Source organism: Aquiflexum gelatinilyticum (assembly GCF_024813435.1).
Taxonomy (GTDB): Bacteria; Bacteroidota; Bacteroidia; order Cytophagales; family Cyclobacteriaceae; genus Cognataquiflexum; species Cognataquiflexum gelatinilyticum.
Genome location: NZ_JANAEZ010000001.1, coordinates 144,268 through 169,928, shown reverse-complemented (window position 1 = coordinate 169,928; position 25,661 = coordinate 144,268). Strand labels below are relative to the sequence as shown.

Below are 25,661 nucleotides of genomic sequence, written 5' to 3'. Positions count from 1 at the left end.
CTCTGCAGTTTAAACGAATAACGTTTTGTACTATGCATGATTTTAATTCCCCTTTGTCCATCCCGTCTCCAAAGACTATATTTACCTCAAAGAGCCTTTTTGTGAATTTCTTTACCCTATGCAAATAATTTATCAACGTTCAGAATTCCTGAAAAAACTGTTTCCTGACATTGACATCCATGACAATGATCAATTGATCCGGGTGTTGAAGGAGTTTTACAGCGTTGGACAGCTTTCGGCTGATGTGAAGATTTCAGAGGACACCATAGAGATCAATGTCCCTGATGCTCCTCTAGGCGGAGATCCTGCAGCATTTCAGAAAGCGAACAAACTATGTGAACATGGAAGGTTCTCAGAAGCACGTCCAATCTTGGAAGAACTTATCATCAAATACCCTTTTATAAGTGAATACCACAGGACATTTGCCCAAACTTATGAAGAGGAGGGAGGCCATGAAAAAGCCATTGATATTTTGATCGATGCCTTAAAATGGGATCCCAAAAATCATTGGGCATTGATTCTGATGGGAAACATCTATTTCAGGTATTACAACGATTTGAACGTTGCAATGACTTATTTCGACCAAGTGGTCGAATCTGACCCCAATAATTATATCGCACTCAATAATATCGGGGGCACATTTTTACAAGCCGGAAAGCTTACACTTGCTGAAAGATACTTGGGTAAGGCGTATAAAGCCAATCCAAAATTTCCCAATATCACTTTAGGGATGGGCTTACTTAATTTTCAAAAGGGTGATTTCAGAAGTGCCTTTGAGTTTTCCATTCAGACTTTAAGATTTGAACAGAAATTGGAAAGCCAAGTCTACAAGACTGCCCTTAAACTGGCTTTGGATTCTTCAGATGCACTTATTGAAAAACAGACCGGAAAAGAATCATTGGTTGATTTTATCCAAGAAATTGAGAAACTGACAGGTAAAGAGGTTGTAATTGAACAGGATTCAACCATCTCCACAGCTGCCAAGGTAGAGTTTGCAGAAAATCACCATAGAGACTTTCATAGAATTCTTCATAACCCAAAATACCCACAGACAGATCATTTGATTGCGCATGAATTGGTTCATTTAAAACTTGCAGAAGAAGCGAGGAAGAAAAAATGTAACAAGTTATTTATAGGCAAGGACTCTAAAATTGAAACTTTCAGGAAAGGAATCCAGAGCACCCTAAAGAAACTTGAAAAGAGAGGGGTTTCTCCTGAAAATATTGATAAGTATGCAAAAAGCCTTTTCGATGGAATACTCAGTCAAGTTTACAACACAGCCATTGATCTCTTTATTGAAGACTTTTTATACAATCAGTACCCTGAGTTGAGATATATTCAATTCAGATCATTATACCAGATGAATCAGGAAGGCCATAAGGCGGTCAATGACCCCAAAATCATTGAACTTTCCCCTCCGGATATTTTGGCCAAAAGCAGAATATTCAATGTGGTTTCAGCAAGACATTTTGAGGATCTGTTTGGTGTAAAAATGGAAAAACAATATGTCCTCCGCCCATTTGAAAAAGACCAAGCGGACCTTTTTTGGGATGAATTCAAAGAGTATAGAAGCGATAGAAAGGAAGGGGAGGAGTATGAGCTGGTTCAGCATTGGGGTGAGGATTTGGAATTGGGATCCTATTTTGAACTTGTAGATGAAATAGAATACCGGTCTCAAAACCAACCACCATCAAAATCTCCGGAAGATGTTCTGACACGGATCGAGCAGGATCCCATGCAGTTAAATTCCTTTGACCTTGAGGAAGAAGAGAGTCTGAAGAAATTCCAAGAAGAGCATGAAGGAAAAGATATCAATATGGCGGTGGCCATGTATATGGTAGGGGCATTGGAACATTTTAGAGGAATGTCCAAAGACAAAGTCAAGGATATTGCCTTTGAAATTGCGATGCTTGGTCAAACAGGAATTTCCCCTGAGAAAAAAGGATACAAGCTGAATAAAATCTCCAATACTACTTTTACCGGATATAAGTTACTTGCCTATTATTATGTTAGTTGGGCGATCGCTATTCCGGATATGCTTGGGGAGCTTCAGATGCCATTTGATAAGGAGTATCTACTGGCTTTGTCACTTACCAAATAATTTTTTATGGAAAAACTTAAAGACGTCATTAGGAATCATGATTTTAACCCAGAGGACTATGATGGTTTTATGTGCAGTGAGTTTCAGTTTATGCGATTTTTCTTTTTGGAAAACAGAGATCTTTTAACATGTTTTGATGAAGTAAATAGCTTTTTGGCAGCCAACGGATTTCTTGAACTTAATTTTACGGATTTTAAAGAAGAATTGTCAATAAGCGCGGATGGAGTGGGCCTTTATGCCGATCCTTATGTCAATGAAACGAACAGGAAATTGATATTGACAATTAACAAATATGATCCTTGGAATAATTCTATTGACCTGATGATTGTTGAATTGATAAGGTTACGAAAAGAGAAAGATTGGGCTAAATTCCAAAACCCTAAAAATTTAGCTTTGGCCTTGAGTATTGAAACATCAAAATTATTGGAGCAATTTCTAGGAGAAAAGCCTGCGGAAGTCAATAAGCAAAAAATCAAGGAAAAATTAGCTACTGTTTTTTCTTACAGTTTGCTTTTGGCTGAAAACTACGGATTAGACATAAAAGAAATCGTCTTGGAAAAGATCCAAAACCACAATGAAGAATACCCTATTGAGAATGGAAAAGGTTTAAATGAAAAAGCAGATAAATAAATGCTTTAATTTTCAAGAGAACAAATTTAATTAAACACCCATATATGATTTCACCCAATTCTAGCTCGAAAGGCTATGTGTATATTTTGATCAACATTTCTATGCCAGGATTAGTGAAATTGGGCAAATCCACAAGAAGCCCTGAGATCCGAGCAGCAGAATTATCCCAAGCATCTGGAGTTCCCCATAGTTTTCAAATTGTTTATCAGACATTAGTCGATAATTGTGATTTAGCGGAAAAAGAGGTTCATAAGTTTCTAAACCCTTATAGAGAGAACAATAACAGGGAATTCTTTAGAATACCGGTAAACAGGGCTATTGATGTTTTACGAAAGGTGATAGTTGATAACAATTTGAAAGAATCTGACTTGGATATTGACCCTTACAGATTTTCTTATGATGAGTTCCACTCCGCGGAGGCTCTATTTGAAAAAGTTATTTCAAACGAAAATTACTGGGAACAAGCAAAGCTTCATTTGAAAGGAGGGCATCTTCTCAATTGGCTGGAAAAAAAATCAGAGTTTGATGCTTTGGTTAATGCTGATCATTTTAAAGATAAAAGTGATGATTTAGATTTTTATTTTTCCCTGATTGTGTTTTCTGTTTTGCCAGGTAAGTTTAGGATTTTCGGATATGAAATAGGCTCTATATTAGACATTCATAACTTTTATGAACGAGAATTTAACGATGAAGAAAAATTTCCAAAATTATTATTATCAGGTAAACTATTAAAAGTTTATCAAGGGTATTTAAATGCAAAAAAATTAGAAGATGATAGCATTGTTACATGGCTAAAATTTACAAATTGGTCATTGGGTAAACCATATCAGGATAGAAAAGTAAGAGTAAAGACGATGTTAAAATGGAAAGTTAAGTCAAGTAACTTTTTATTTTTCAATTCAATGAGTTATGAAAAATCTGAATATTTAATTGATAAAACTTCATGGACATTAATGTCAGAAGTTTTGGGTATTCCATCTGATATTAAGGAAAAGGCACTTTCACAAAATGAAGATGATGTAATTGAAAGTGTAAAGTATCTTAAAGTTGTAGAAAAAATATTAACCGGAGAAGAGTCAAGTTCATCATTTAGTAAGTCTGGCAAAAAAGATCTTACTGTTCTATTGCCAAAAGAAGAATATTTAAATGAACTTAAAAGGCTCAACGGTAAAGAGTACTTATCTTTTTTAGAATGTGCGATTACAATTGAAGAATTTAAAAAAATGGATGAGGAATATTTACTTCCAGAAAACCTTGTTTCGACACTGTTTAATCCGTTGACCTTTTATGAATTTTTGATCGTAAGAGAAATGTTAAGATATTTTTTAGGGAATAGTAAAAATAATTTTGCAAGTGCTACGGTATTCAAAAGGGAGCTTATGATTCAGTTTGATCCTTATTTAAAGATTCTAGCAAAGGAATATTCATATATTGAAGCTGATTCAACAAACAAAATCGCAATTCGAAACAAAATTTTTAACCCGAAAAACTTTCAATTATTCGAAAATCAAATTGGGGTAATTGTAAAACTTAAAAGCCATTTTTCTTACCGAAGAGGATTTGTTTTCACTAAAACTGAGATCAAAGAAAAAGTTAAAAAAATTACTGAGGAGTATATTATACCTCATGATATTAAAAATAAACTTTTAGAATTGGACTTAAGCGCTCTGGAAGAATTTTTAAGCGAGTTTTCTCCAAAAATAAAGTCTGAAGACTTGGACGATAGGGTTATACACCAAACCCTTCTTTTCAGTATCAAGAACGGTCTAAAGAGAAATTATCAAGAGGCATTTTTTCTTTTGAGCAAAACTTTTCCATCAGTAGATAATTCTCAAAAGGTTGGAAATAAAATATTTGAAAAAACCCCAATAACACAAATACCAATGGGTTTGCACTACAGTATGGTTTCAACTTTTTCACTAGAATTTATTCCCACTAACATATTTTTAAGCAATTTGGTATTACCTTCTGAACTTACTCAGCAACTTAGATCCAATAATCTCGAAAGTTACTTAAATGGTTTAGCTACTTTTTTTAAACACGCCAATAATTGGATGCCTAAGAAAACGCTAAAAGCTATTGAAGAGATTTTTATAATACCTAATCATATTCAAATGGGTTTAATTGGGTATGGTGTTAATGAATATATACAATCTATAAATTTTCTCAAAGATCTTGGTTTGGAAATTGTTAATGGGCTAGAAAAGGATAACATCATATTTAGGACAAAAGGATTTATAAGAACCTTGGAGGGATCAAATAAAAGGTTATTGAGAAGAAGTCTTCGAAACTCTTTTCCAGAAAGGGAAAATTACGATTCTAAACCCTTCTCTTTTTTTGAAAAAGGAAGATTATCATTTAGGACCGAATTAAATGAATCAATATCAAAGGTGAATAAGTTATTAGCGGATTCAAATGTTGATAAAACTTTTCTTGTGTGGTACGAGAACGATTTAATTCAAAAGAAGGAACTTTTGGAATATCAGGAATCAGTTGGACAAGGTGGTTTTTCACATTTTAATTTGATTTATGATTTGAATTCATGTAATCATACAGAGGCAAAAAAAATAATTATTGCCAAATACGATAAGAGACTGGACAAAACACTTAATGATTTGAAAAAAGAAATTAGAGTTAAATTTCAATTTTTGCCGAATGGTCTTATTGAATTACTAACAACATATTTAGATTGTATTAAAGTCGGCGAAATAGGCTTTTCCGAAAGTGATAAAGAATTTATCAGGGGATTAAAAAAATATGCAGAGTTAAACTCCTTTTCATTGATTCTTAAGAAAAAATCCTTCCATCAGTTTCTAAAAGAACATAATTATCAGTATAGGGAAAAAGGTCCTTTTGGAGAATCTTTTTTGAACTATATAAGTGAAAACTGCTAAGAGACCCAAATTTATTTTTGTTCTTAAAAATTGATTTGAGGGAGGAAAAAATCTAATACCCCTCCATCAATGTCTTCACCAAGCAATCCCTCAGGTCTGTATAATACTGAATATTGATCTTGGTGATCATATCGTCGGATAAATCATTGAGTTGCTTGCGGGCATTTAGCGGGATCAGTAGGGAGGTTAAACATGAATTAAAATCTTTGATAAGTTATTCATAATAATTTTCGAACTTCCTATTAATTGCCTTTAACATCCCTCCATATTCCGCGGAAAAACTCCCTGCACATTTGAATTCTATCCTTCAAATCCAATCCTTCATCATTTTGAGGAATTTGAAGTATGGATTCTGGTCTAAGCTTGCCATCTGCAATTAAATTTTCCAAATACTGATTGGAAACGTCGTCGTTTGCTTTGAATCTGAATCCTTCATTTACAGTCCTTAGAAAAAGAATTACTTCACCAAGAGTAACCTGTAAGTCGCTGTCAAAATTTTCTAATTGACTTCCTAAAACATGATGATTCAGTTCCAATAAAAACGGACACCAACTTCTTCCTCTGTAATTGGTTTTGAATAGCATTCTTACCTCATAAGGTTGGTTTTCATCAGGCCAATGAAAGAATCCTGCAGTCTGACGGTCCTTCCAAAATCTGAAACTATCATACTTGATATAATAGTAGATGAAGTCTTTTGGCTTATTAGGTAGTTCCTCATAGGCTTTGAAGTACTGAACTACTATTTTTTCATCAGTCATATTGGGATCTTCAATCTTTTTATCCAAATACTTCGATAAGACTGCTGAGGTATTTTCAAAGCCTTCGCGAGCTTCACTTTGAGTAAATAATTCTCTCCAAACAGAAGCTGACTTATTCGCAAACCTCTTATAATTCCGATATTTCTGAGCAAAATTTCCAAAAGTCAACATAGCCAAGCTGATCTTAGCGTAATCACAGCCTTGCTGGAATACTTCTATAAACTTTTGTGCATTCAGACTCATATCCTCTGAAATCCCTATAATTGAAACATTCCCTCTTAATAGAAAATGATCTTCAAGCTTGTAAATTACATTTTTCAAATCAGGGAATCTCTCTGTCAAACCTGTTTTGGTGGCCTCTTCCTCAAGTTGTCTCTTTGAAAGTTTTGACTGAGCCGATAGTTTATTCTCTTCAATAAGCAATTCCACATCCTTGTAGAGGAAAGTCGGTAAATATTCATTCCTCAATTGGTCCTCTGATGAAGCAAAAAGATTTCTGAGAAGTCTGAATTTATTAGCATCAACTTCCTCTTTTTCCAAAGACATGTAGATAAAGGCATACAACATGAGCTGCTCTGCCACGGAAAAACCATTGGTTTTCCCGTCCTTATAACCGTATGTTCTGACACATTTTCTAAAAAGATTAATATCAGGGCTATTGAAGAAAATCCTGGTTTTCTTAACAGAAAATTCAGCCTCTTGGATATACAATAGGTTTTCAAAATAGATGGGATTCTTCCCTTCTAGCCGTTCAAAAAGGTTGATGCATTTGAATAAGAATTCAACACTCTCTTCATTTTGATATACTTCATGAATTACATTCAGCCAATACTTATCATCAAGATCAAGCTTATTTTTAATAATCAATAGATCTGTGATGTACCAAAAGAAACTAAGGAATCCAGAATCCACCTCTTTTGCAATATCGAGATCTGCTTTCGTATCCGCTTTAAAAATATTCCAAAACAAATCAGACCATTCCTTATCGATTTTATTATTGAAGATTTCTGCTTTTTCGCCTGTAAGAACTTCGGAAAATTGGGACTTGAAATGCTCAAAATCCGTCAATTCCTTTCCTCTGGAGTTCATCTTGATGTACAAGTCGTCAGGTAGGCCAAGGTCTTCCATGGGAAGAAGATGAAAACGAATTCTAGGTTGATCTCCCACCAACTTTTGCCAAACCTCCGGAACTTCAAAAAATAGCTTATGAATATCATTCAATACCTCCAACATAGAGGCAATTGTTGGGTCATTGTTCCATGCAGAGAAAAACTTTGGTTGCTCAATAATCAGTTGCTTAATATTTACATTGCCTGTTAATGATGGATTAAACTTAACCAACTCTTCACAAAAAGCTCTTGAACTTTTCCTTGTAGAATAAGAGAATTTATTGAGCCATTCTTTGCTTTCCATTAACTTACCCTCTTTCACTGCCACATACCAATGCAATAAAAATAAGGTCGTTAATCGCTGCTGCCCGTCCAATGGCATAAAATAACTGACCTCTTGCTGATTTGAGTTTTTCTCAGACCGAATATAACCATACACAAAATCAAGATCCAAAGCTTGTTTTGAAGCATCTGTCAAGGTTTCATAAATAGCTTTGAGAAATCGCTCCCTGATTCTTGGTACTTTTCCGGTAGTTCTCCCTTGAGCGTAGTCCCGCTGAATTGCGGGAATAATTACTTTATGTTTTTTGAGCAATTGAAACAAACTATTCGTTTTCATGCGATTCTATTTTTTTAGGCTATATGGAAGCTCTTGTGGCAAAAATTTATTCCCAAGTCTGAGGCACTTCTTCATGCTCGATTTCATCCTCCTCATATTTAGCATTTTTTGGTAAATAGGGATAAAGCTTCTGTTTTATTTCTTCCAGATACTTGAAGCGGTCATTTGCCGACCAGAAATAATACTGGGAGTTGATCCCATCCTTTGTATAGTATTTCATAAATAGACGCCTGGTGCAGATCGGGATAAAGCTGCCTTCAATATCTAAGTTAATGATTACCCTTCTTTTGATTTCAAAAACAGCATTGTTCAAAGCAGCATTATCCGGCTGGCTCAGTAAGGCCAAGTTAGAAATACCTTCACTGTCTTTATCTATTTCCTGATCATTGACAAAAAGATCATTCACTTGCTGAAATAAGGAATTGAATCTATCCCAAGTCAGTAAAGTGGTATTGTATTTTTCAATTTCTAAAATCAGCTTTTGAATGCGATTGGTATCAAATTCATCTTTTGGGTTATCGGCTAACTCCTGAAGGAGATTTTGGTGAACTGAAAGCCAAAGGTTCCAAGGTTCTTTTTTTGTTTTCTCAAAATTCTCGGAATTGCGGGCATGAATATGCTCAATGCTCCAGTGATTGCCTTTATGTTGTTTGAAGGGATAATAATCATCTATGGATTTAGAATCCCTGATTGTCTCCACATTGAAAAACAATAGGGCATTGAATAGTTGACTATTATGTCCTCTATAAACCAATTCTGTTATTTCAAACGCCAAAGATTCCTGAATTAAAAGATTTAATACTTTGTCAAAATCCTGTTTTTTCTTCTTCATGGAAACTTTTGCCAAACCTGCCAATCCAGGGTTTTCAAATTTTTTAAATGGCTTGGCGGCAATTAGGTAGCCTATTTTATGATAAAGGTTTCTGTCTTTAAACCACTCCTGCAGTGTGAAGTAAAACCTCTCAATTTCGGACCAAATTTCATCAAGCTTTTGCTCTTTTTGCTTTTCCCAAAATTGGAGGAAAGTATATAGCGGGTCCTTCTCTGTAGGCTGCTTGCCTGAGATCATATCCAAAATCAGCTCAATTTTGGAGTCAAAAGCTGCTCTGTTTTTATTGGTAATAAAGGACCAAAACTTTTGATCTTGGTCATTCAGGGTCTGCTCGATCTCGTCCCAAAGATGGGCGATTTCTATCTGCTTGATTTTTCGCTCCTCAAGAGTATAGTCTTTGAAACTATTTTCAGATAGAAAAAGCGCTTTGGTCAATTCCGCATTGGTCAGAGGAATTTTACCAAGATTCAGACGCTCAAATAAGTTTCTGCTGTTTTCCTCAGGTAAAACCTCATACCAAATGATTTTTGCATCGCCTAAAAACTTTTCGAAAAATCTAGCCCCATAAAATTTTATAAGGGAATTCCTTTTTTCAAGCTCCCAGCTCCTAATGGCTTGAAAAGCACTTGAAATATGGAAAAAATCAATATTGTCTTTATTGATTTTGACCTTGTCGTCCGATTCGATTGAAAGTTGATCAAAAAACTCCACACATTTTAACCTGGTTTCATAGCTGATTTTAAATTTTTCTGATTTATCCGGACCAGTCCAATAAATGTTTCCGTAGTTAATGATCAAATAAATGGTCGTTAAACGTTGCTGTCCATCGATTACCTCATACCAGTCTCCTTCTAAGTCAGCGGAGGCTTTATAAACATCGGACATTTTCTTTACCACAATCGGCTGTAAGCAATAGAATGTCTTTTCTGTTTTACCCGGTATCTCTTTAGGGAAAAAATTATCAATATCCTCAAGTAGCTGAACAACCTGTTGATTTGTCCAACGATATCCCCGCTGATAGTGTGGGATAAAGAACTGTTTGTCTAAAAGCTGGTCTATCTTCTTTAATTCCAATGGATCATTCATTCTAAAAGATTTTTGTCAGTTAATATTTCAAAAGATTCACTAATTAACAGCTATTTAAACAACCCACCATACCCACCTTTTGGCTCCTTCACTTTCAGTGATTTGGCTTTGGAAGTTTTATAGGTTTTGGTTTTGACATCGCTGAAGACTGTATTGGGAGGAACGGGCTGACCTTTTTGCTCATAGTAATCCTCCACATCTTTTTTCTTATGCAGGCCTTTTTTGACCTCCTCCTCGAAATTCTGATGATTCAGTTCCAGCAAGCGCTTGAGGATTTCCTTTCGGGAATCGGGATGGAGAGTGAGGCGAAGCCGGTCTTTCTCCGAAAGGTATTCCACCTCATAGAAATCATGCCTTAGCTGAATATCCGTCCAGCCATAAGCTTCCAATACCGCTTCATCCATCTGCATATGCAGCTCTCGGAGTTTGAGGATGCCCTTAATGGCCTCATAAAATGAAATCGTATTGACCGTTTTTTCTAAATGCTTTTGCAAGGATAATACTTGCTTGTCTTTATCATTAATGCTTTGGGCTGAAATCGCTTTACTGTGAAACAGATTATAGGTCTTTGTAAGTCCTAATTGCATACCCAACATCAGTTGTTTACGGTGCTCGTGGTAGGCTTCGCCAATGGTTTCTAGTTTAAGCTGTAAATCCTTTGCAAGATTATCTAAAATCGGAAAAGTGTCAATACAATCTCGATTCGTGTACCGAATATCAAATTTCATTGTAGAACCATATTTCCATGCCCAATCTTTGTGGATTGATGACTGCAAAAAAGAGTATTCCCAATATTCACTTCGAACTACTACAGATGTTGCAACATCAAAAATAGCACCCACATCAACAAAGGATTGGTTCACATATTTTGAAACACGACAAGAAACAAGAACTCTATTTAATTTATTGATCTTTTTATAGAGGGCAGGACGTTTTTCACAGTGTTGCCACCATTTTTCAGGTAAAGGATGTCTCAAAGCATATTGTCCAATAATTGGATTCCCTTCTTCATCTTCTTTCCATCGTTGTCTTTCTGGTTTTACTTTTTCTAAAAGGATTTTATATGGTCTAGTAAACTTTAATGCATCCTCCTCTGTCCAATCTTGAAAATTAATTACATATCTACTTGGATTTTGGTCTGGGTTGTTATTTAAATCATCACCGTTTAAATAAGGTTGAATGACATTTATATTTATTGGGTCATCAGCAATTAATTGTTCTGCTTCATTTGAGTCGAGGACAAAACCCATCCCCAAAATAATACTTCCCTGATAGCTTTTACCATCATTGGCAAACAAAGGGATTGGAGTTCCAGTATTGTCAGCTTCATCCAAAAAAGGTGAAATTTGATCGGTTTTCTTCCCATTTAAGATGAACTGGCCTTTCCAATCACCTTTATATATTGTGATTAATGATACCTCAACTGCAGCTAATCCTGGCCACCTCATTCCTTTTACAGCATGATTTAATGAAGATCCATTTTGAATAATTTTCTCCAAACCAAACTCCCTAGCCTTACCTTGTGCAACTGTATTTGTAGAAATAAGAGATTGAAATCCTTTTTCTCTTAGAACATTGTTAATTCTTAAAAAGAAATAGACAACTAAATCAATTGTTGCTCCTTCGGAAAAATTAAATCTTATCCATTCTAAAAAGTTTTCGCCATAAGCATCCTTCAATCGTCTATCCCCCAAGAATGGCGGATTCCCTAAAATACAATCAAATCCACCTTCACTAAACACTTCAGGAAACTCTAAAAACCAATGAAAAAAACGTTTATTTTGTGAAATGGCAGTTGCCTTAGCAGTTTTCATGGTTTGCCAGCCTTTATAGCCTGATAGAATCTGGCGGTACTCGCTATCTGTGACAAACAGGTCCTTGGTAGCCTCATTTTTAGGAATATAGAACTGGGCCACCTGGATATCCGCCATAGCTTTCATAAACTGATAGCCCTTGCCATTCAGGAATTTTTGGTAGGCTCGTTGCTTACTTTCGATCTGATTTGGAGTGTTCTCAGGCAGGGCACGGAAATACCCATATTCTGCCATGGCTTCTCGGACCGTATTATCTAAGTCACTTTGAACTTCAGTATCGAGTTGGGTTCCTGCGGATTTGCTATCCCGCTCTTTTCGTTCTATTTTATTTTTTTTGAGCAGGGAGGATGCGATTGGCTTCACATCTTCACCCAAGGCCTTAAAGGCTTCATCTGCGATACCTTTTTCCAGTTCTTCACGATGGGCAAGTCCAACGATGGCATTGCCACATTTGATATGGTGATCCAAGAAGTTAAGTGGCTCACCCGGATTGTGTGCCTCGAGCCAGAGGGCTACTTTGCATAGCTCAACAGCAAGGGGATTTAAGTCCACTCCATAAATGCAGTCCCTGATTACCTCCCGCAAGGCATGCCTATAGTATTCGGGAGAAGGCTGCTCCACTATAGTTTGATTATTGCTGGCTTTGGTCTCCTGAAGACAGGCCAGCTTGAAGGCGATCTTTCTCGCAGCAGATAAAAGAATATGACCACTACCGCAAGCCACATCACAGACAGTGATGGAAAGAAGAGCTTTGATTGGGTCAGCTTCTTTCAGCTTATCTTCTATGATGTAATCCAGAGAGTGCTTAATCAGCGGTTGAACCAATTCTTCAGGAGTATAGTGAGAGCCAGAATCACCTCTTCCAGTACCTGGTTTGAAATCAAATTTTATATGATCCAAGATAACTGGATCATAATCCAGCAAACCTTCATAGACAGATCCAAATTCCTCTACATTCAATGCACTATAATTAACTCGCATTGCCTGTCCAGTATTTTTATTGATAAAAACAGACAGCCCTTTGAAGGCTTCTAAAAAGTACTTATTGCTCAATTCACTCTGTGACAGAAAGCCTAGACTGTTTGGTCCAAAAAGCTCTCCCCCGAGTGGTTTAATATCTAAGGGTGCCCCAAATTTTTCTGACTCAAATAGCCGAAAAGTTTGCTTGAGTGAGTACCAAAGGTCTTCAAATCGCTTATCTGCTATTCCTCTACGCTCTGATAACCTCCTTAATCTGTCTATACTATAGAATCGGTAGTATATGTCCCGCTTACGTTTGTTCGCATTTTTATCATAAATCAGTTGACGCTCTTCAGTCACCATTAAGAATAGTAGGCGATAGATCAGACGAAGCAGGTATTGGTAATAAGTCTTCTCTGAAATAGCATTAGTCTCCAAGGCTTCTCTTAACGCTTGGTTTTTGGGATGTTTTAAAAATCCATTACCGAAAACCTTAATACTATTTTCTACTGCGTCACTCAGCCCTTCCCTAATTCTTGTACCGCTTTCGAGAGAAAGTTGGTGATACTGTTCTAGGATAGCTGAAGCTGTTTCATCACTTTTGATTGGCAAACGGGAGGCATGTAACAACCTGAATAGTATAGCAAAATCAGCAAATACCTCTTCCTCCATCATCTGTTTCAGATCAAATTCCAAGTAGGATAGTTTGACAAGTCGACTACTGTCACGTAGCAGTCTCAACTGAAAGCCGTTTGTCATCAGCGCATAGCTATGCTCTGTGAGGTTAAGATATTCCTGTACCAGAGCGTGAGGAGACATCCTACGGGTAGCATTACTGGGCTTTACATCTAAGGTCGAGCGCTTGTCAGGGGCTTCTAAAACAAAATCCTGGTAGCCCACAATATGTACGGGGAAGCGATCCCGCTTGACATCCCGGTGAGAAATGGCGTAGGAATTATTTCCGACTACCTCTTTCCCACTGGTCTCCAAATGATAATCCATTAAGCTAAGCAAAGGAATCATCCAATATTTTCGAACTTCCTCATTTCCTGATTTTTCCTTTTGAAGGGCTTCGGTTCTTCTTCGAAATATTCTCCAAAGGTCCTGAGCATCGGCCCAAGCCCGGGCGATTTCATCTTTCACCTTATCACCGGCCTGCATGCCAAAGTCTGTAGCCTTCTGCCCAGCAAGCTCTTCGCCTGCAAGGATTTTTTCTAAAATATCTGAAGAAATGATATTTCCCTCTATGCGTATGGTCTGAAAATTCATGTCAATCAATTTTAATTCTAGGGCTTATTTTTTGTCAGGAATAAGGACATAGATACCCATGATGTCCATTGGAAGTACAGGTAATACCGGTTGGTATTTCACCCCCCCCACAAGCTTTCTGAATTTTTCATGGGCTGTTACCAATACTTCTGCTCTTTGCAAAGCGACTCGATCAAAATCAGCTTTTATATCGTCTAAAGCATCTAGTTCTTCTTTCAACGTTGCCTGCTTTCTAGGCTCTGTTAGCATGTCCGTAGAGCTTGCAATCTCTAATAGTTTTTTAGCTTGGTCTAATCCCAAAAATTGCTTTTCCTCTGCCATTCCTTCATAACCCCAGAGAAGCATTTCTTCAGCAACCAGTTGCGTAGCACCACCTTTTTCTCCGATTACATTTCTGACACGGAATAAAAGCAGGGTGGTTTGTTGATCCACTGCCTTTGTCTTGATCACTGCTGCTCTGGCGATTTTGAAATTGGGTTCAGGATTGAGGGCTGCGGCCATGATATATTGGCTGAGTTGCTCTACAAAAGCGTGGTTCCTCCCCAGGTAAATGTATGCTTCAGGGGTAGGGGACTTGAAGGTGACTTGTATATATTGTTTTTTTATATCTAGAACCAAGGCTGTTTTTAATACCTCTGGAATATTGTTAAAATACAAACGGAAACCCTCTTTATATGGATCTATTTGAACTCCAAGATAGGCCATGGCTTCCTTGACAAAGTTCTTCACTGTATCAGGATTCCCAATAGCGGCATCCACGGCTTTTAGGTCATCTTCAATATCCTTCGCCTTAATGGCATGCTGGGCAAATAGGTCTCTTGAAGCTTTTTCACGTTTGGCGGCATCATCCAGCTTTTTGGTGAATTGCAATTCAGCCTTTTTGATTTCATCAGAACCATCAAATAAACCTAACTGAAGATTTTCCTGAATCTTTTTCGGGTTCAATAAGACAGATTGCAAAACCGCATCCATAATGGATTGTGAATCATCTGGAAAAGGCATAGATATTTTCAGGTCCCGCTTGATTTCTTTCACTTTATGTATCAATACCTTCAGAACTACTCCATCGATTGGATTGTCCTTGCCATAGAGTAGGTAAGTTTTGATAGAAGGCGATGATTGTCCAAACCTGTCCACCCGTCCCTCTCTTTGCTCCAATCGATTGGGATTCCAAGGAAGATCATAATGTAGAACTGCATTGAATGATTCTTGTAAGTTTATCCCTTCTGACAAGCAATCTGTAGCTATCAGAACCCGCTTTGGTGAGGGTTTCATATCATCGATTCGTTGTTTTCTTACCTCATCAGGATCTTCACTGGTGATAACTTGCACATCTAAATCTTTTCCGAATTTTCTTTTTAAAACTGTACCTAGCACTTCACCAAGGTATTTGGCTGTTGCTATATACCGACAAAAAATCACAGCATTAAAGTGATATGGAGATTCGTTAAGCCAGTCAGATACAATGGTTAAGGCATCTTTAGCTTTATAGTCTAATTTGACCCCTTGTGCCTGCTCCAATAATTTTTGAAGCTTTTTAATAGATCTGATTTCATCTGATTCCCATTCTGCTTTATCCATAACCTGAGATGGAGTATTGTCTGCATCAAAGGCTTCATCATTATCCAACACAGGGTTTTCTGTTAGATCAACCTCTTCCTCCAGTTCTAGGTTTTGTTTGTTGATTCTCCGCTCCAGCATTTCCAGACCTGCCTGAGGACTGGACATACAGCCCCGCATCAAAGCTAAAGCTGTCCAATACCTCATACGTTGTTTGATTTTGCTTTCTTTTTGAGTACCCACTGTCAAGCCTCTGGCAAAATCCAAAAGTTCGTTGTAAAACAAGGCATACTCTGCGCTTAGCTTATATCCCACTTCTGCGCTATCTCTCATAGGGAACAGGGTTTCCTCGTCCATCCATTTGACCACATCAGCTCGCTTACGCTGTACAAAATGACCGGCTATTTCTTTTCTTTCTTCCTGTTTGGCATCTCCCAAGGTAATCTTTTCAAATTTTGGTTTCAACAACCCTAAAAGTGATTGAAATTCTTCAGCTTTTCCAGAGTGTGGGGTGGCAGTTAAAAGTACCAAATGCTGATTGGGTTTTTGAGCTAAATCATAGATCAAAGAATATCTTAAATGCTGTCCTTTATTTGTCCCTGCAGGCTTTGCACAGGTATGTACTTCATCTACTATACAGAATTCAGGACATTCTTTGATAAAGACATTTCTTCTGGTATCTGACTTGATATAGTCTACTGAGATCACTTGGTAAGGGAAATATTGAAAAACACTGACATCTCCCTGAATTTCCCTATCCAGTCTTGCTTGAGAATTGGAGCGTATGATCACTGCATCTATATCAAACTTGTCTTTGATTTCCCTTTGCCACTGATCGCATAAATGTGGCGGACAGATGACTGCAAATCTTTTGATTTCCCTTCGCTCAAGCAATTCTTTTGCAATCAGCAAAGATTCCGGAGTCTTACCAATACCTACGTCATCCGCAATCATCAAACGGATTACTTCCTGTTGTAGTGCCATAATCAGAGGAACCATCTGATACGATCTAGGTCTAAAAGACAATTTTGCCATACTCCTGAAGGGACCTGCACCATTTCTAAAAGATAGCCTGGCAGCATTGTACAATAACTTGGCCGTGGCAAAATCACCCAATTGATCTACTGTAGGTTTTGGAAAATCAGTGGACTCAATTTTATCATCCGGATTATTCAAAGGCAGAAAAATACCAGTAATTTCATCCTCAGATCCTCCTAAAGGTTTTATCAACATTACTTCTTCATCATCTGATGGCTGAACAATCCATTCCCTATTTCGGACTTTTACTAAAGACCCTGGTTGAAAATCCATATCTCTTTATTTTACTTTTTTGAAAATGTCAGGTCTTTCTATAATCTTCTCGGCAAGGTTGTCTTTATAATAATATACCCAAACCTGTTCTCCTCTTTTCTTGATTGCATTCCTAATTTGCTTATCCCTTTCTTTTATTTCTACTTGGTCATGTGGAGTGCCATCACAGTATACCCAAATGTCAGGCTCATAAAAAAAATCCGTTTGAGTATATATCCCCTCGGTTCTTTTTTGGGCATTATCCGGGAGCTTGAGACCATTTTCATACAGATATTCCAAGAACTCTTTTTCTGTAGAAGAATTTTTATCGTAAGAAGCTAATAACTTCTCATATTGGGAATCATAGTCGATTTGATCATTCTTTAAATTGACTTCTATCTGAGAATCCCTGAGCATATACAGCGCATCTTTTATCAAAAATCTATCAATGATCGAATGATGGAACTGATTGTAATAGCTGAGCAAGTCATCATAAGAAGCGGGTTCTTGATAATTTTGATCATCGAATCGGCAAATTTCAATCGCTCTATTGATTATTTTTTTGAAAGTATCTTTATTTTCAATCAATTGGGAAAGAATTCCTAAACTACCCTCAGAAGACTCATAGATGAAGATGTTCGGATTGTTTGCACTTCCCATGATGGTCACTGCTATTTCATTGGACTCTATTTGAAATTCCAGTTCAATTGACCTTTTTAAGGCATATTGCATGGTGATTACGCCTTCCTTATTAAGCTTAAGTGCTTTTACAGGCTGTATGTAAAGTGCATCAGCATTGTCCCATGTGAAAAGCATTACATCAGCAGCATTTTCTTCATTTCCTTCGGGTACGTAATTTTGATTTTTCCAAAACCCGGAATTTAGTCCAATTCTAAAGCCCTCTTGATTGGTATGTTTCCAACCTGTATTGATTTTATACATTTTGGCTGTAGGGATAAACTGCAGATTGAGATAAGAAATGTCACCATTTTTTAAAATAGCTTTTCGCACCGTATCCATTCCTCCTGGAATATTAAAATACACCTGTTCCTCAAAACCCTGAGAGGTTCTTTCTTCTTCGGCACAGCTAATATTTTCTCTTTGAATGGCTCGGGTTTCCGAAAGTTCAAGTAATGATGCAAAAATCCGTCTCGAAGAATCATTGTCCAATGGCTCACCTGTAAATGGACAATGATCGCTGTTGAAGTCATCTCCATCCAAGAAATATCCTGAATTGGTAGCTGCTTTGGCCTGTTTGATATTGTTATTAATATCCTGAGTAATCATTTGGACAATAGAATATTTTTTACCGTCATGATAAATTATATTTCTTGGACCAAATTCTTTAAGCGCAATAAATCTAGGCCGGGAAATGTATGTACCCCTGTCATCCTGTAAAAATGTCCTTACCGGAAGTCGGGTAAAATTATATCCGGGTAAGAAACCTTCAGAAGCTAAATATCTATAAGGATAAAATTCTGAAAAACTGTTGTTACCTGTATCATTACACTTTAGAACATCAATTTGAAGAGTGGCTTGTTTTTGATTTCTTTCAGCTTGTCTATACTCTGGACTTCTGGCAGCATAAATACCTGAATTGATGATTGAAGTCGCATCTTCCCTCATAGCTATGGAAGCCTTGTAAATATTTCTCCATCGTTGAACCGCATGATCCAACTCCATTTCAATTCTAATGATTGTGGTCTCTACCCAGTCATGATTGAACCAAGGCTTGGCATGGAGTTCTTCTTTGAAGTCTGCTATAGCTAAGTTAAACCGTTGTATAAATTTGATTTTTTGATCTGGGCTAAATTGAAGTTTTACTTTTACACTATTATTTAATTTCAGATTATCCAATTCATTCAAAAGGGTGAAAATGCTTGAATTCAGTTCTTCCAAAGTAATTTCAGAAAGAATGTAAGCATGGAGATGGCTTTTCAGAAGATCCTCATTTTTCAAATCCAGGGTAGGGGGTACCACGTTTCCAGAAACCATTTCTAAAGATTTGGAATAATAATTCCGATCATGAGCAGAATATGATCCGCAATAAGTAAACACTAATGCTGATTGACCACTTCTACCAGCCCTTCCACTTCGTTGGGCATAATTGGCAGGGTTTGGTGGTACATTTCTCATGTGGACTATGTCAAGCGAAGCAATGTCGATTCCCAATTCCATGGTAGGTGAGCAAAACAAAGCACTGATATCTCCGTCTCCGAATAATTCTTCCCGTCTCTTTCTTTCATCAGAATCTGTGATCTGACCTGTATGATTAGATGCTACAAGCTTCTTCATGTTGGAAAGGTCGGTGCTATATACTTTTTTGAAAAACTGATTAGCTTCTTTATCCGCACCTCTGTAAGATAGGTTTTTAACTTCGTCTCTTCTGACCGTTTCACCATTCCCTTTTTTCCAAATTAGGTAATCGATATTTAACCTATAGACATTTGTATTCTCGTTATTGGAATCCAGGACTTGTAAGCTGTTCAAATAACCTGCATTCCCCAAGACATCAAAAATTTGATCTACAGCTTGATAGTAGATTTCATTATTAATTCTATCATCTGAATATACCTCATTAAAAAGTCTCTTAAAATATTTTCCATATCCACTGGTTGGTCCAGCACTTACAGTTTCCATATTTAAATGTCTGGATATAGATTTAATTCTGATATGATTTGACAAAGCAGGCTTGGGTGTTTCTTTGAAAGAATATGGGGCTTTTAGTTTTTGGTTAATATTTGAGGACTTTGTTTCAATGGCGTCAGCGGAAAGGAAATCTTCCGCTCTAATCGCATACTCTTTTCTGAAAAAATCCAAGGTTTGAAAAATGAACTCATATCTTTCTTGAGGATTGAGCCTCTCAAGAATTTGAATATTTTCCCAATAAGCCTCGACTTCACAGATTTCTCTAAGATCCTTATAATCAAAATCCAATAAACCACATTGCTCCAAATTAGGCAAGACCACTCTCCAACTCCTCCTTAAATCCTGAAGTGCCTGAAACATAATAAAATCTTTAAGGGCATTTAAATTATCCCTTATTGGCCCGGGAAAAGTTCCTGGATTTATGGCATAATCGGCTTGATTTAGATTTATAGCATCAGCAAGTTTAGTAGGTAGCTGAGTGTACTCAAGAGTTCCTGTTTCCGAGTTTTCTATAGCCCTGAATACAGCTGACCTGATCTGAACTGTTTGGATGAAATCATTAAAATGTCCTGATTGTAAGGCGGCATCCTGTCTGTTATCTGTGAAAGAAAGTACTTTTTGTTTATTACTTTCCATCCCCACTTCAGCCATTTGCTTCAAAATAGAAAAAATAAGAGTAGTTGTTGAAGTGCTTCTACCTTCACTTCCCAGTGTAGCTAGTTTGGTAGATTCTTTTGTATCACCATGATAGAAAGTGCCTGATGTAGGGTCAAAAAGAAGTTTGGCAGCCATATACCAGCCTTCGTATGGATAATTTCTATTGTTCTCCTCTTCAGTAAAATTTCCTAAATCGTCAAAGAATATCCTTACAGGAATTCTGTTGGCAACGTGGTTTCTAAATCCCAAAATCTGACCATTGGTCCTTCTTCTTATCCAAGCTTCCGGCAAATTCTGAGCATCTTCTTCAGGATTCCAAACCGAGGCATCAGGTATAATGTATCCTTCTAAATGATCATTTTCTTCTTCCTCAGTTCTGCTCCAATTATTAAACCCTCTTGGTAAAAATTGGCCTTCCGGGCTTTTGGTGACACAGTAAAATTCCTTGCCGCTTTCCCTACTGAACACCACAGGAAATAGTGGCTTTTTCTGATCATCAATCACTATAAAGGGACTGGAATCAAGAGTTATATGTCTATCGGGTTCATTGGAAGACCCTAATGTCATGTAAACTGAACCTGTCTGAGATATAAATTGGTGAATTTTAAGGGGGAGAATAGACTTTTCTTTGGAGTCGGTGGCAGCTAGAAAAGCATTATAAAGATTGATCCAATTTAGTCCCTTAACAACAAAGCTCTTAGCCTGATCAATTTCAAATCCTATTATATCAACTAACTTACTGCTGATTTCAGGAATTGACAATGGCTTATTTCTAATAATAATTCCTTCCTTTTCAACCAAAGCAACTTCATTCTCTAGCCATCTGATCAACTCATTGTTTACCAAGAAATCCTTTGAAATGTCTCCACCAGGTTCTACTTGGCAATCATGGATCAATTTCCTCACATTGATTGTTTCTGCGCCAAGCTGTCTTTGGAGCTTTTCTATTATAATTTGTTCTGCCTTGAATCTAGATCCAAAAAAAGAGGAGGCTACTTCAGCGACTTTCTCCTTTTGGCTTTGAATTGTTCCTCCTGAAACCATTGTTGCAGAAGTCCCAATACAGGAAATTTCTTTGTCTTTACACTTCGCTTTTATTCTCCTTATCAACATCCCTACATCAGCACCTTGGCGACCTCTGAAAGTATGTAGTTCGTCAAAGGCAATAAATTTCAGATTATTATAGATAGATGATTTTAATTGATCTTCTCTATTTCTAGTTAATATATATTCCAGCATCACATAGTTGGTCAAAAGGATGTCTGGAGGGTTATTAATTGTATCTTCTTTTTCTTCTTTTTTTTCCTGACCAGTATACTGTTTGAAGGTGAAAGGGAATTTATGTCCAGTTTTTTCGAAGTAGTTTTTAGCATATTTCCCTAATTCCTTATGCTGGGAATTAATCAAAGCATTCATCGGGTAAACGATAATAGCTTTCACACCATTTTCTAGATGTGGGTTCTTAGCTAAGTAATTGAAAATAGTTCCAAGAAAAGTCAAGCTCTTACCAGATCCAGTTCCTGAGGTGACGATAAAGTCTTTACCCTGCGAACCCAAAGTCAACGCCTCAACTTGATGGTCATATAAACTAAAACCAGCAAAAATATCAGCTAACTTAGCATCCAGTACTCCTGTTTTAATTAGTTCTTCGGTACTACTTGAAACCTGAAATGATGGGTTGAATTGAATTAAAGGATCTTTCCAAAGCTTTCCACTATTGATGGCTTCCTCTACAACTGAAGCAATAGCATCATCACTAATATTTATAAAGCTCTGAATATAAGATTTATAGTCGTCAATGATTGATTGGTGAAGCGAAACAATATTCATGATGTATTTCTAAAGTTTTAAAATAATATTTAATTATACATAATACTCTTCATTTTTCCGTTCTAAAATCCATTATCTATCCTCCAATTTTTTGTAAAGGTTTGTCAACCTGCAATTTTGTGAACTTATGATTTTGGCTTAAAGATCATATTATGCAAATCCTAAATTTTGTAGGGTAAATATTCCAAAAATTGCATAAAAGGCATTTATTTAATGGTAATAGCAACCTCTACAAACCTACAGAAGGGGTTGGCCAATTTGATTTGGGCGGGACTTTTGCATTCTGGTTCTAGGATGGTTGGTGATCCTACAAGAACAAACAAAGCCCTAGCTCTTGAGATGGCCACATTGAAGCGGTGAGGGCTATAAAGGAATTCCATTCCACGGGGTGCGTCCTGAGGACTAGAAGTAGCCACAGAATAGATCACCACAGGAGCTTCTTGGCCTTGGAATTTATCTACCGTACCAATTTCAATCTCCGGTAAAACTGCTTTGAGCAATCCTACCTGAGCATTGTAAGGTGAAATGATTTTGATGTCTGTAGCTGCTAACATTTTCGATTTCCCCTCTTTGTCAGTGTAGGTCACATCTCCTTTACAGAGGTCATTGACAAGTGTCACAATTACTGCCATTTCTTCCTCCGAACTATTTGTATTGCCTTGGTGAGGTGTTGCGAGAAAGCGAAGTCCTGAACCCTGTAGAAGGGTATTACCACTGATACTTTGGTTTTCCAGACCTCCAATAGGCATTAGTTTGCTTTCATAAAATTGCTCTGAAATAAAAGAACAGATGTTAGGGTGCATGCGCCAAGTTTTGTCCAGAAAAATACCTTTTTCAGGTAAGATGGTTTGGTGGTCTTGAAGGATATGAGCAAGAGCAGAGACTTCTGTTCCCTCCGGATGGACACCTTGCTGAGGTTGCTGCAATTGTTGAGGATCACCAAGCAGGATCAGGTTTTTAGCCGATTGTGCAACAGCCAAAGTGTCAATTAAAGATAATTGCCCAGCCTCATCAACAAAGAGATAGTCAACCGCATCTTCAAACATAGTTTTGGCCCACATGAAAGATGTACCTGCGATGATTTGACTAGAAGCAAGTTTGGATTCAATGACTTCATTTGTGTTATTGGTAAACCAAGGGCAACTATCATCTTCCAAAGCAATCTTTTGGGAAATGTATATAGGGAACTGAGAATCCTCAGCATATTCCCAAATTTTTTCTAAGAGGTTGGTGATGACTTTATGACTGAGAGCTGTAACACCCACCTTCTTTCCTTGTTTGATAAGATCAAGTATCATTCTGCTTGCAGTGTGACTCTTCCCTGCGCCAGGAGGTCCTTGTATGGGAAGATAACTATAATTCAATGAACTCGCCCATTGAGTTGTGGTTTGGAGTAAGTCAGCGTTAATAGTGCTTTCGAAATATCCATCTGGAGATTTTCTTAACAAAAGCTCCCTGGCTGCTTTATATGGTATTTCTTGAGAGTCTAGCTCATTATTTATGACCCAAGATGCCATTGTAATAATAGCTTCTTCTTTTACATCTGAAGGGAAATCTTCCACCATTAAAACTGAGATAGGATGAATATCTCTATTAGAAGGACCTTTTTTAATTCGGATAGTTTGGGCCCCCATGTCTATTTTGATCACCTCTCCTAGAGGTTTTCCATCTATATTTCTAACATTTTTACCTCCTCTAATATCTGTTTCCTGATAGTCAAACTTATAGGTGTCTATAACAGATCTTTTTATTAGCTCACGTTGTCCAGTGAAGCTCATCCTACTAAGCGCATTTTTTTCTTCCAAGAGATCTTCTTCCGAAAGTTCCAAAAGTCTGAAAAATTCCCACCAGAAAGATTTTTTCTCTCTCCTATACCAATCAAGCATGTGCGCTAGAAGGTACTTCCCTTGCTGAACAGGAGTCCTCTCTTCACGATTGACAGGCATGCCTTTCATTAAGGCATCGAAAAGAGGTTGAATTTTTTCTTGATGCGCAGTGATTTTCTCACTGGCCTCCGTGGGTTTTGATTCAGGTCTTGGAATATTAATACCAGAATCAATCCATTCTTGCCTGAGTTGTTCGAGCCAGTTGTGGAGCCTATAGGTACTAATACAGTCATCTTGGTTGTACAGCTTGATGGCTGCGAACATTTCTGTTGTGGCTTCTTCTGTCTTGTTGATTTCAAGAAGGAATTCATACATGCTTTTATTCTTGGCAACGTCTCTGAGATCTATTTCACGCTCATATCCGTAGAATTTCTCAAGGTCTTTAATAGAGTATTTTTCCACGCTTGCACGAACTCCCTGCCTGACTACCCCATAGAGGTCTATAAAAGTTTCAGATCGCAGCAATTGATCCATTTCGTTTTCGAAAGAAACATATTTTCCCATTAATCTTTTGAAAGCAGACACTTCATAAGGAGCATAGTGATAGATATGCATCTCAGGATGTGCATACTTAATCTGCATTGCCAACTCCATAAACTGCTCAAAAATCTGCTTTTCCTCGATTTCATCTTTTGCCCAAAGGGCATGGTATTCTCCTTGATAAAACCATCCTATCAGATATTCTAGTCCACCTGGATCTACTAAAGGATCTCCTTCCAAGTCGAGGTATATATCGTGTTCTGAAGGTTTAGGAAGTCGGTAGAAACCTATATGTTCTTCAAGGTCCAATAATTCATAGATAGGACGGTGATTTTCATTCCGGCTTCTCCATTGGATATTGGCTTGGTCCCGGAGATTTTGGTAAGTTTGTTTTGCTCCTTTCTTGGGTTTAAATAGAATAGGATTTATTGTCATTGCATAATTTTCAAGTGTCTCAATCCCGTGAATTTTAACTTCTTTTATCTGTGAGTTTCCCATTCCGGCTATAAAACTCAAATGATCGTCATCCCTTCTCTTTTTGTTGCACACTTCCCACCAAGAGCAGATGTCACAATGAGCAACTGGCTCTGGGTAGGTGTTAGGATCCTTTTCATTTACAGCTTCCAAAAAGCGTTTTTTTACTAATCTGACATAAGCCATGTAATCATTCGTTCGGTAGCTAATAACCCCTTCAGGGGTTTTTACCAACATGATTTCAGGGAATTTTCCTTGGATTTCGGCTACTGCTTCAGTATATAGACTGATTTGAATGATGGTAGCCGCTTTGGTTTCGGTAGCAAGCTTGGTATCGATCACTTGATAGGAGAAATCTCCTAAAATACTAGATTCTTCCACTTTGATTAAAAAATCGGCCCAACCCTGCCATTCACTTTCCTTTCCTAATCTAGCCTGATATATAATATCAAAACCTTTATTCATCGCAGTTACTGTCTTTTCAAATGCCATGCTGTCTCCACTTTGAATTGAATAGACTGTTTTTCCTTCTGCCTTGAATTCATTTAGAATTTTAGCCTCAAAGACTTCCCCCTTTTCCCTCAAGGCGAGCATTACTTTGTTGGTATATTGAGGCTTTTCTCTTTTGCCTTCCAAGGCTTCTTTTTCGAGATTAATCAAATGCTTGCAATAAATGTAATTAGACAAATCACTTGGAGAATAAATATGTTTGTCTACCATCTTTCTCATAATTAGAATCCTTAATTGAAATGATGGATTAAGG

The 25,661-nt window shown here is 37.2% G+C and carries 9 protein-coding genes; 3 read left to right on the top strand and 6 right to left on the bottom strand.

Annotated features, from left to right (window positions below):
• The first annotated feature begins 118 nt into the window (after positions 1–118).
• Genes NK987_RS00660 through NK987_RS00650 form a run of 3 tightly spaced genes read left to right on the top strand, consistent with a single transcriptional unit; the run spans position 119 to position 5,625 of the window.
• The gene (locus NK987_RS00660; protein WP_259262303.1) at positions 119–2,101 is read left to right on the top strand and encodes a tetratricopeptide repeat protein; all 1,983 of its coding nucleotides are present in this window, start codon (positions 119–121) and stop codon (positions 2,099–2,101) included.
• Positions 2,102–2,107: 6 nt separating this feature from the next.
• Positions 2,108–2,731, top strand: coding sequence for a MazG-like family protein (locus NK987_RS00655; RefSeq protein ID WP_259262302.1), 624 nt, complete (start codon positions 2,108–2,110; stop codon positions 2,729–2,731).
• A gap of 44 nt (positions 2,732–2,775) precedes the next feature.
• The gene (locus tag NK987_RS00650; RefSeq protein ID WP_259262301.1) at positions 2,776–5,625 is read left to right on the top strand and encodes a GIY-YIG nuclease family protein; all 2,850 of its coding nucleotides are present in this window, start codon (positions 2,776–2,778) and stop codon (positions 5,623–5,625) included.
• Positions 5,626–5,867: 242 nt separating this feature from the next.
• On the opposite strand, the gene NK987_RS00645 is transcribed toward NK987_RS00650, so the two are convergent.
• The 6 genes from NK987_RS00645 to NK987_RS00620 form a co-directional block, all read right to left on the bottom strand.
• Positions 5,868–8,111: a DUF262 domain-containing protein gene (locus tag NK987_RS00645; RefSeq protein WP_259262300.1), complete on the bottom strand. Its 2,244-nt coding sequence runs from the start codon at positions 8,109–8,111 to the stop codon at positions 5,868–5,870.
• A gap of 46 nt (positions 8,112–8,157) precedes the next feature.
• Positions 8,158–10,029 (bottom strand): DUF262 domain-containing protein, encoded by a 1,872-nt coding sequence (locus NK987_RS00640; protein ID WP_259262299.1) that lies wholly within the window; start codon positions 10,027–10,029, stop codon positions 8,158–8,160.
• A gap of 50 nt (positions 10,030–10,079) precedes the next feature.
• Positions 10,080–14,072 (bottom strand): Eco57I restriction-modification methylase domain-containing protein, encoded by a 3,993-nt coding sequence (locus NK987_RS00635; RefSeq protein ID WP_259262298.1) that lies wholly within the window; start codon positions 14,070–14,072, stop codon positions 10,080–10,082.
• A gap of 24 nt (positions 14,073–14,096) precedes the next feature.
• Positions 14,097–16,943 (bottom strand): helicase-related protein, encoded by a 2,847-nt coding sequence (locus NK987_RS00630; protein WP_259262297.1) that lies wholly within the window; start codon positions 16,941–16,943, stop codon positions 14,097–14,099.
• A 6-nt stretch (positions 16,944–16,949) separates the two neighbouring features.
• Positions 16,950–22,058 carry a DEAD/DEAH box helicase gene (locus NK987_RS00625; RefSeq protein ID WP_259262296.1) on the bottom strand — a complete coding sequence of 1,703 codons (5,109 nt, stop codon included), beginning with the start codon at positions 22,056–22,058 and terminating at the stop codon, positions 16,950–16,952.
• Positions 22,059–22,264: 206 nt separating this feature from the next.
• A complete protein-coding gene (locus NK987_RS00620) occupies positions 22,265–25,627 on the bottom strand; it encodes a TM0106 family RecB-like putative nuclease (protein WP_259262295.1) in 3,363 nt (1,120 codons plus the stop codon).
• Between the last annotated feature and the right edge of the window lie 34 nt (positions 25,628–25,661).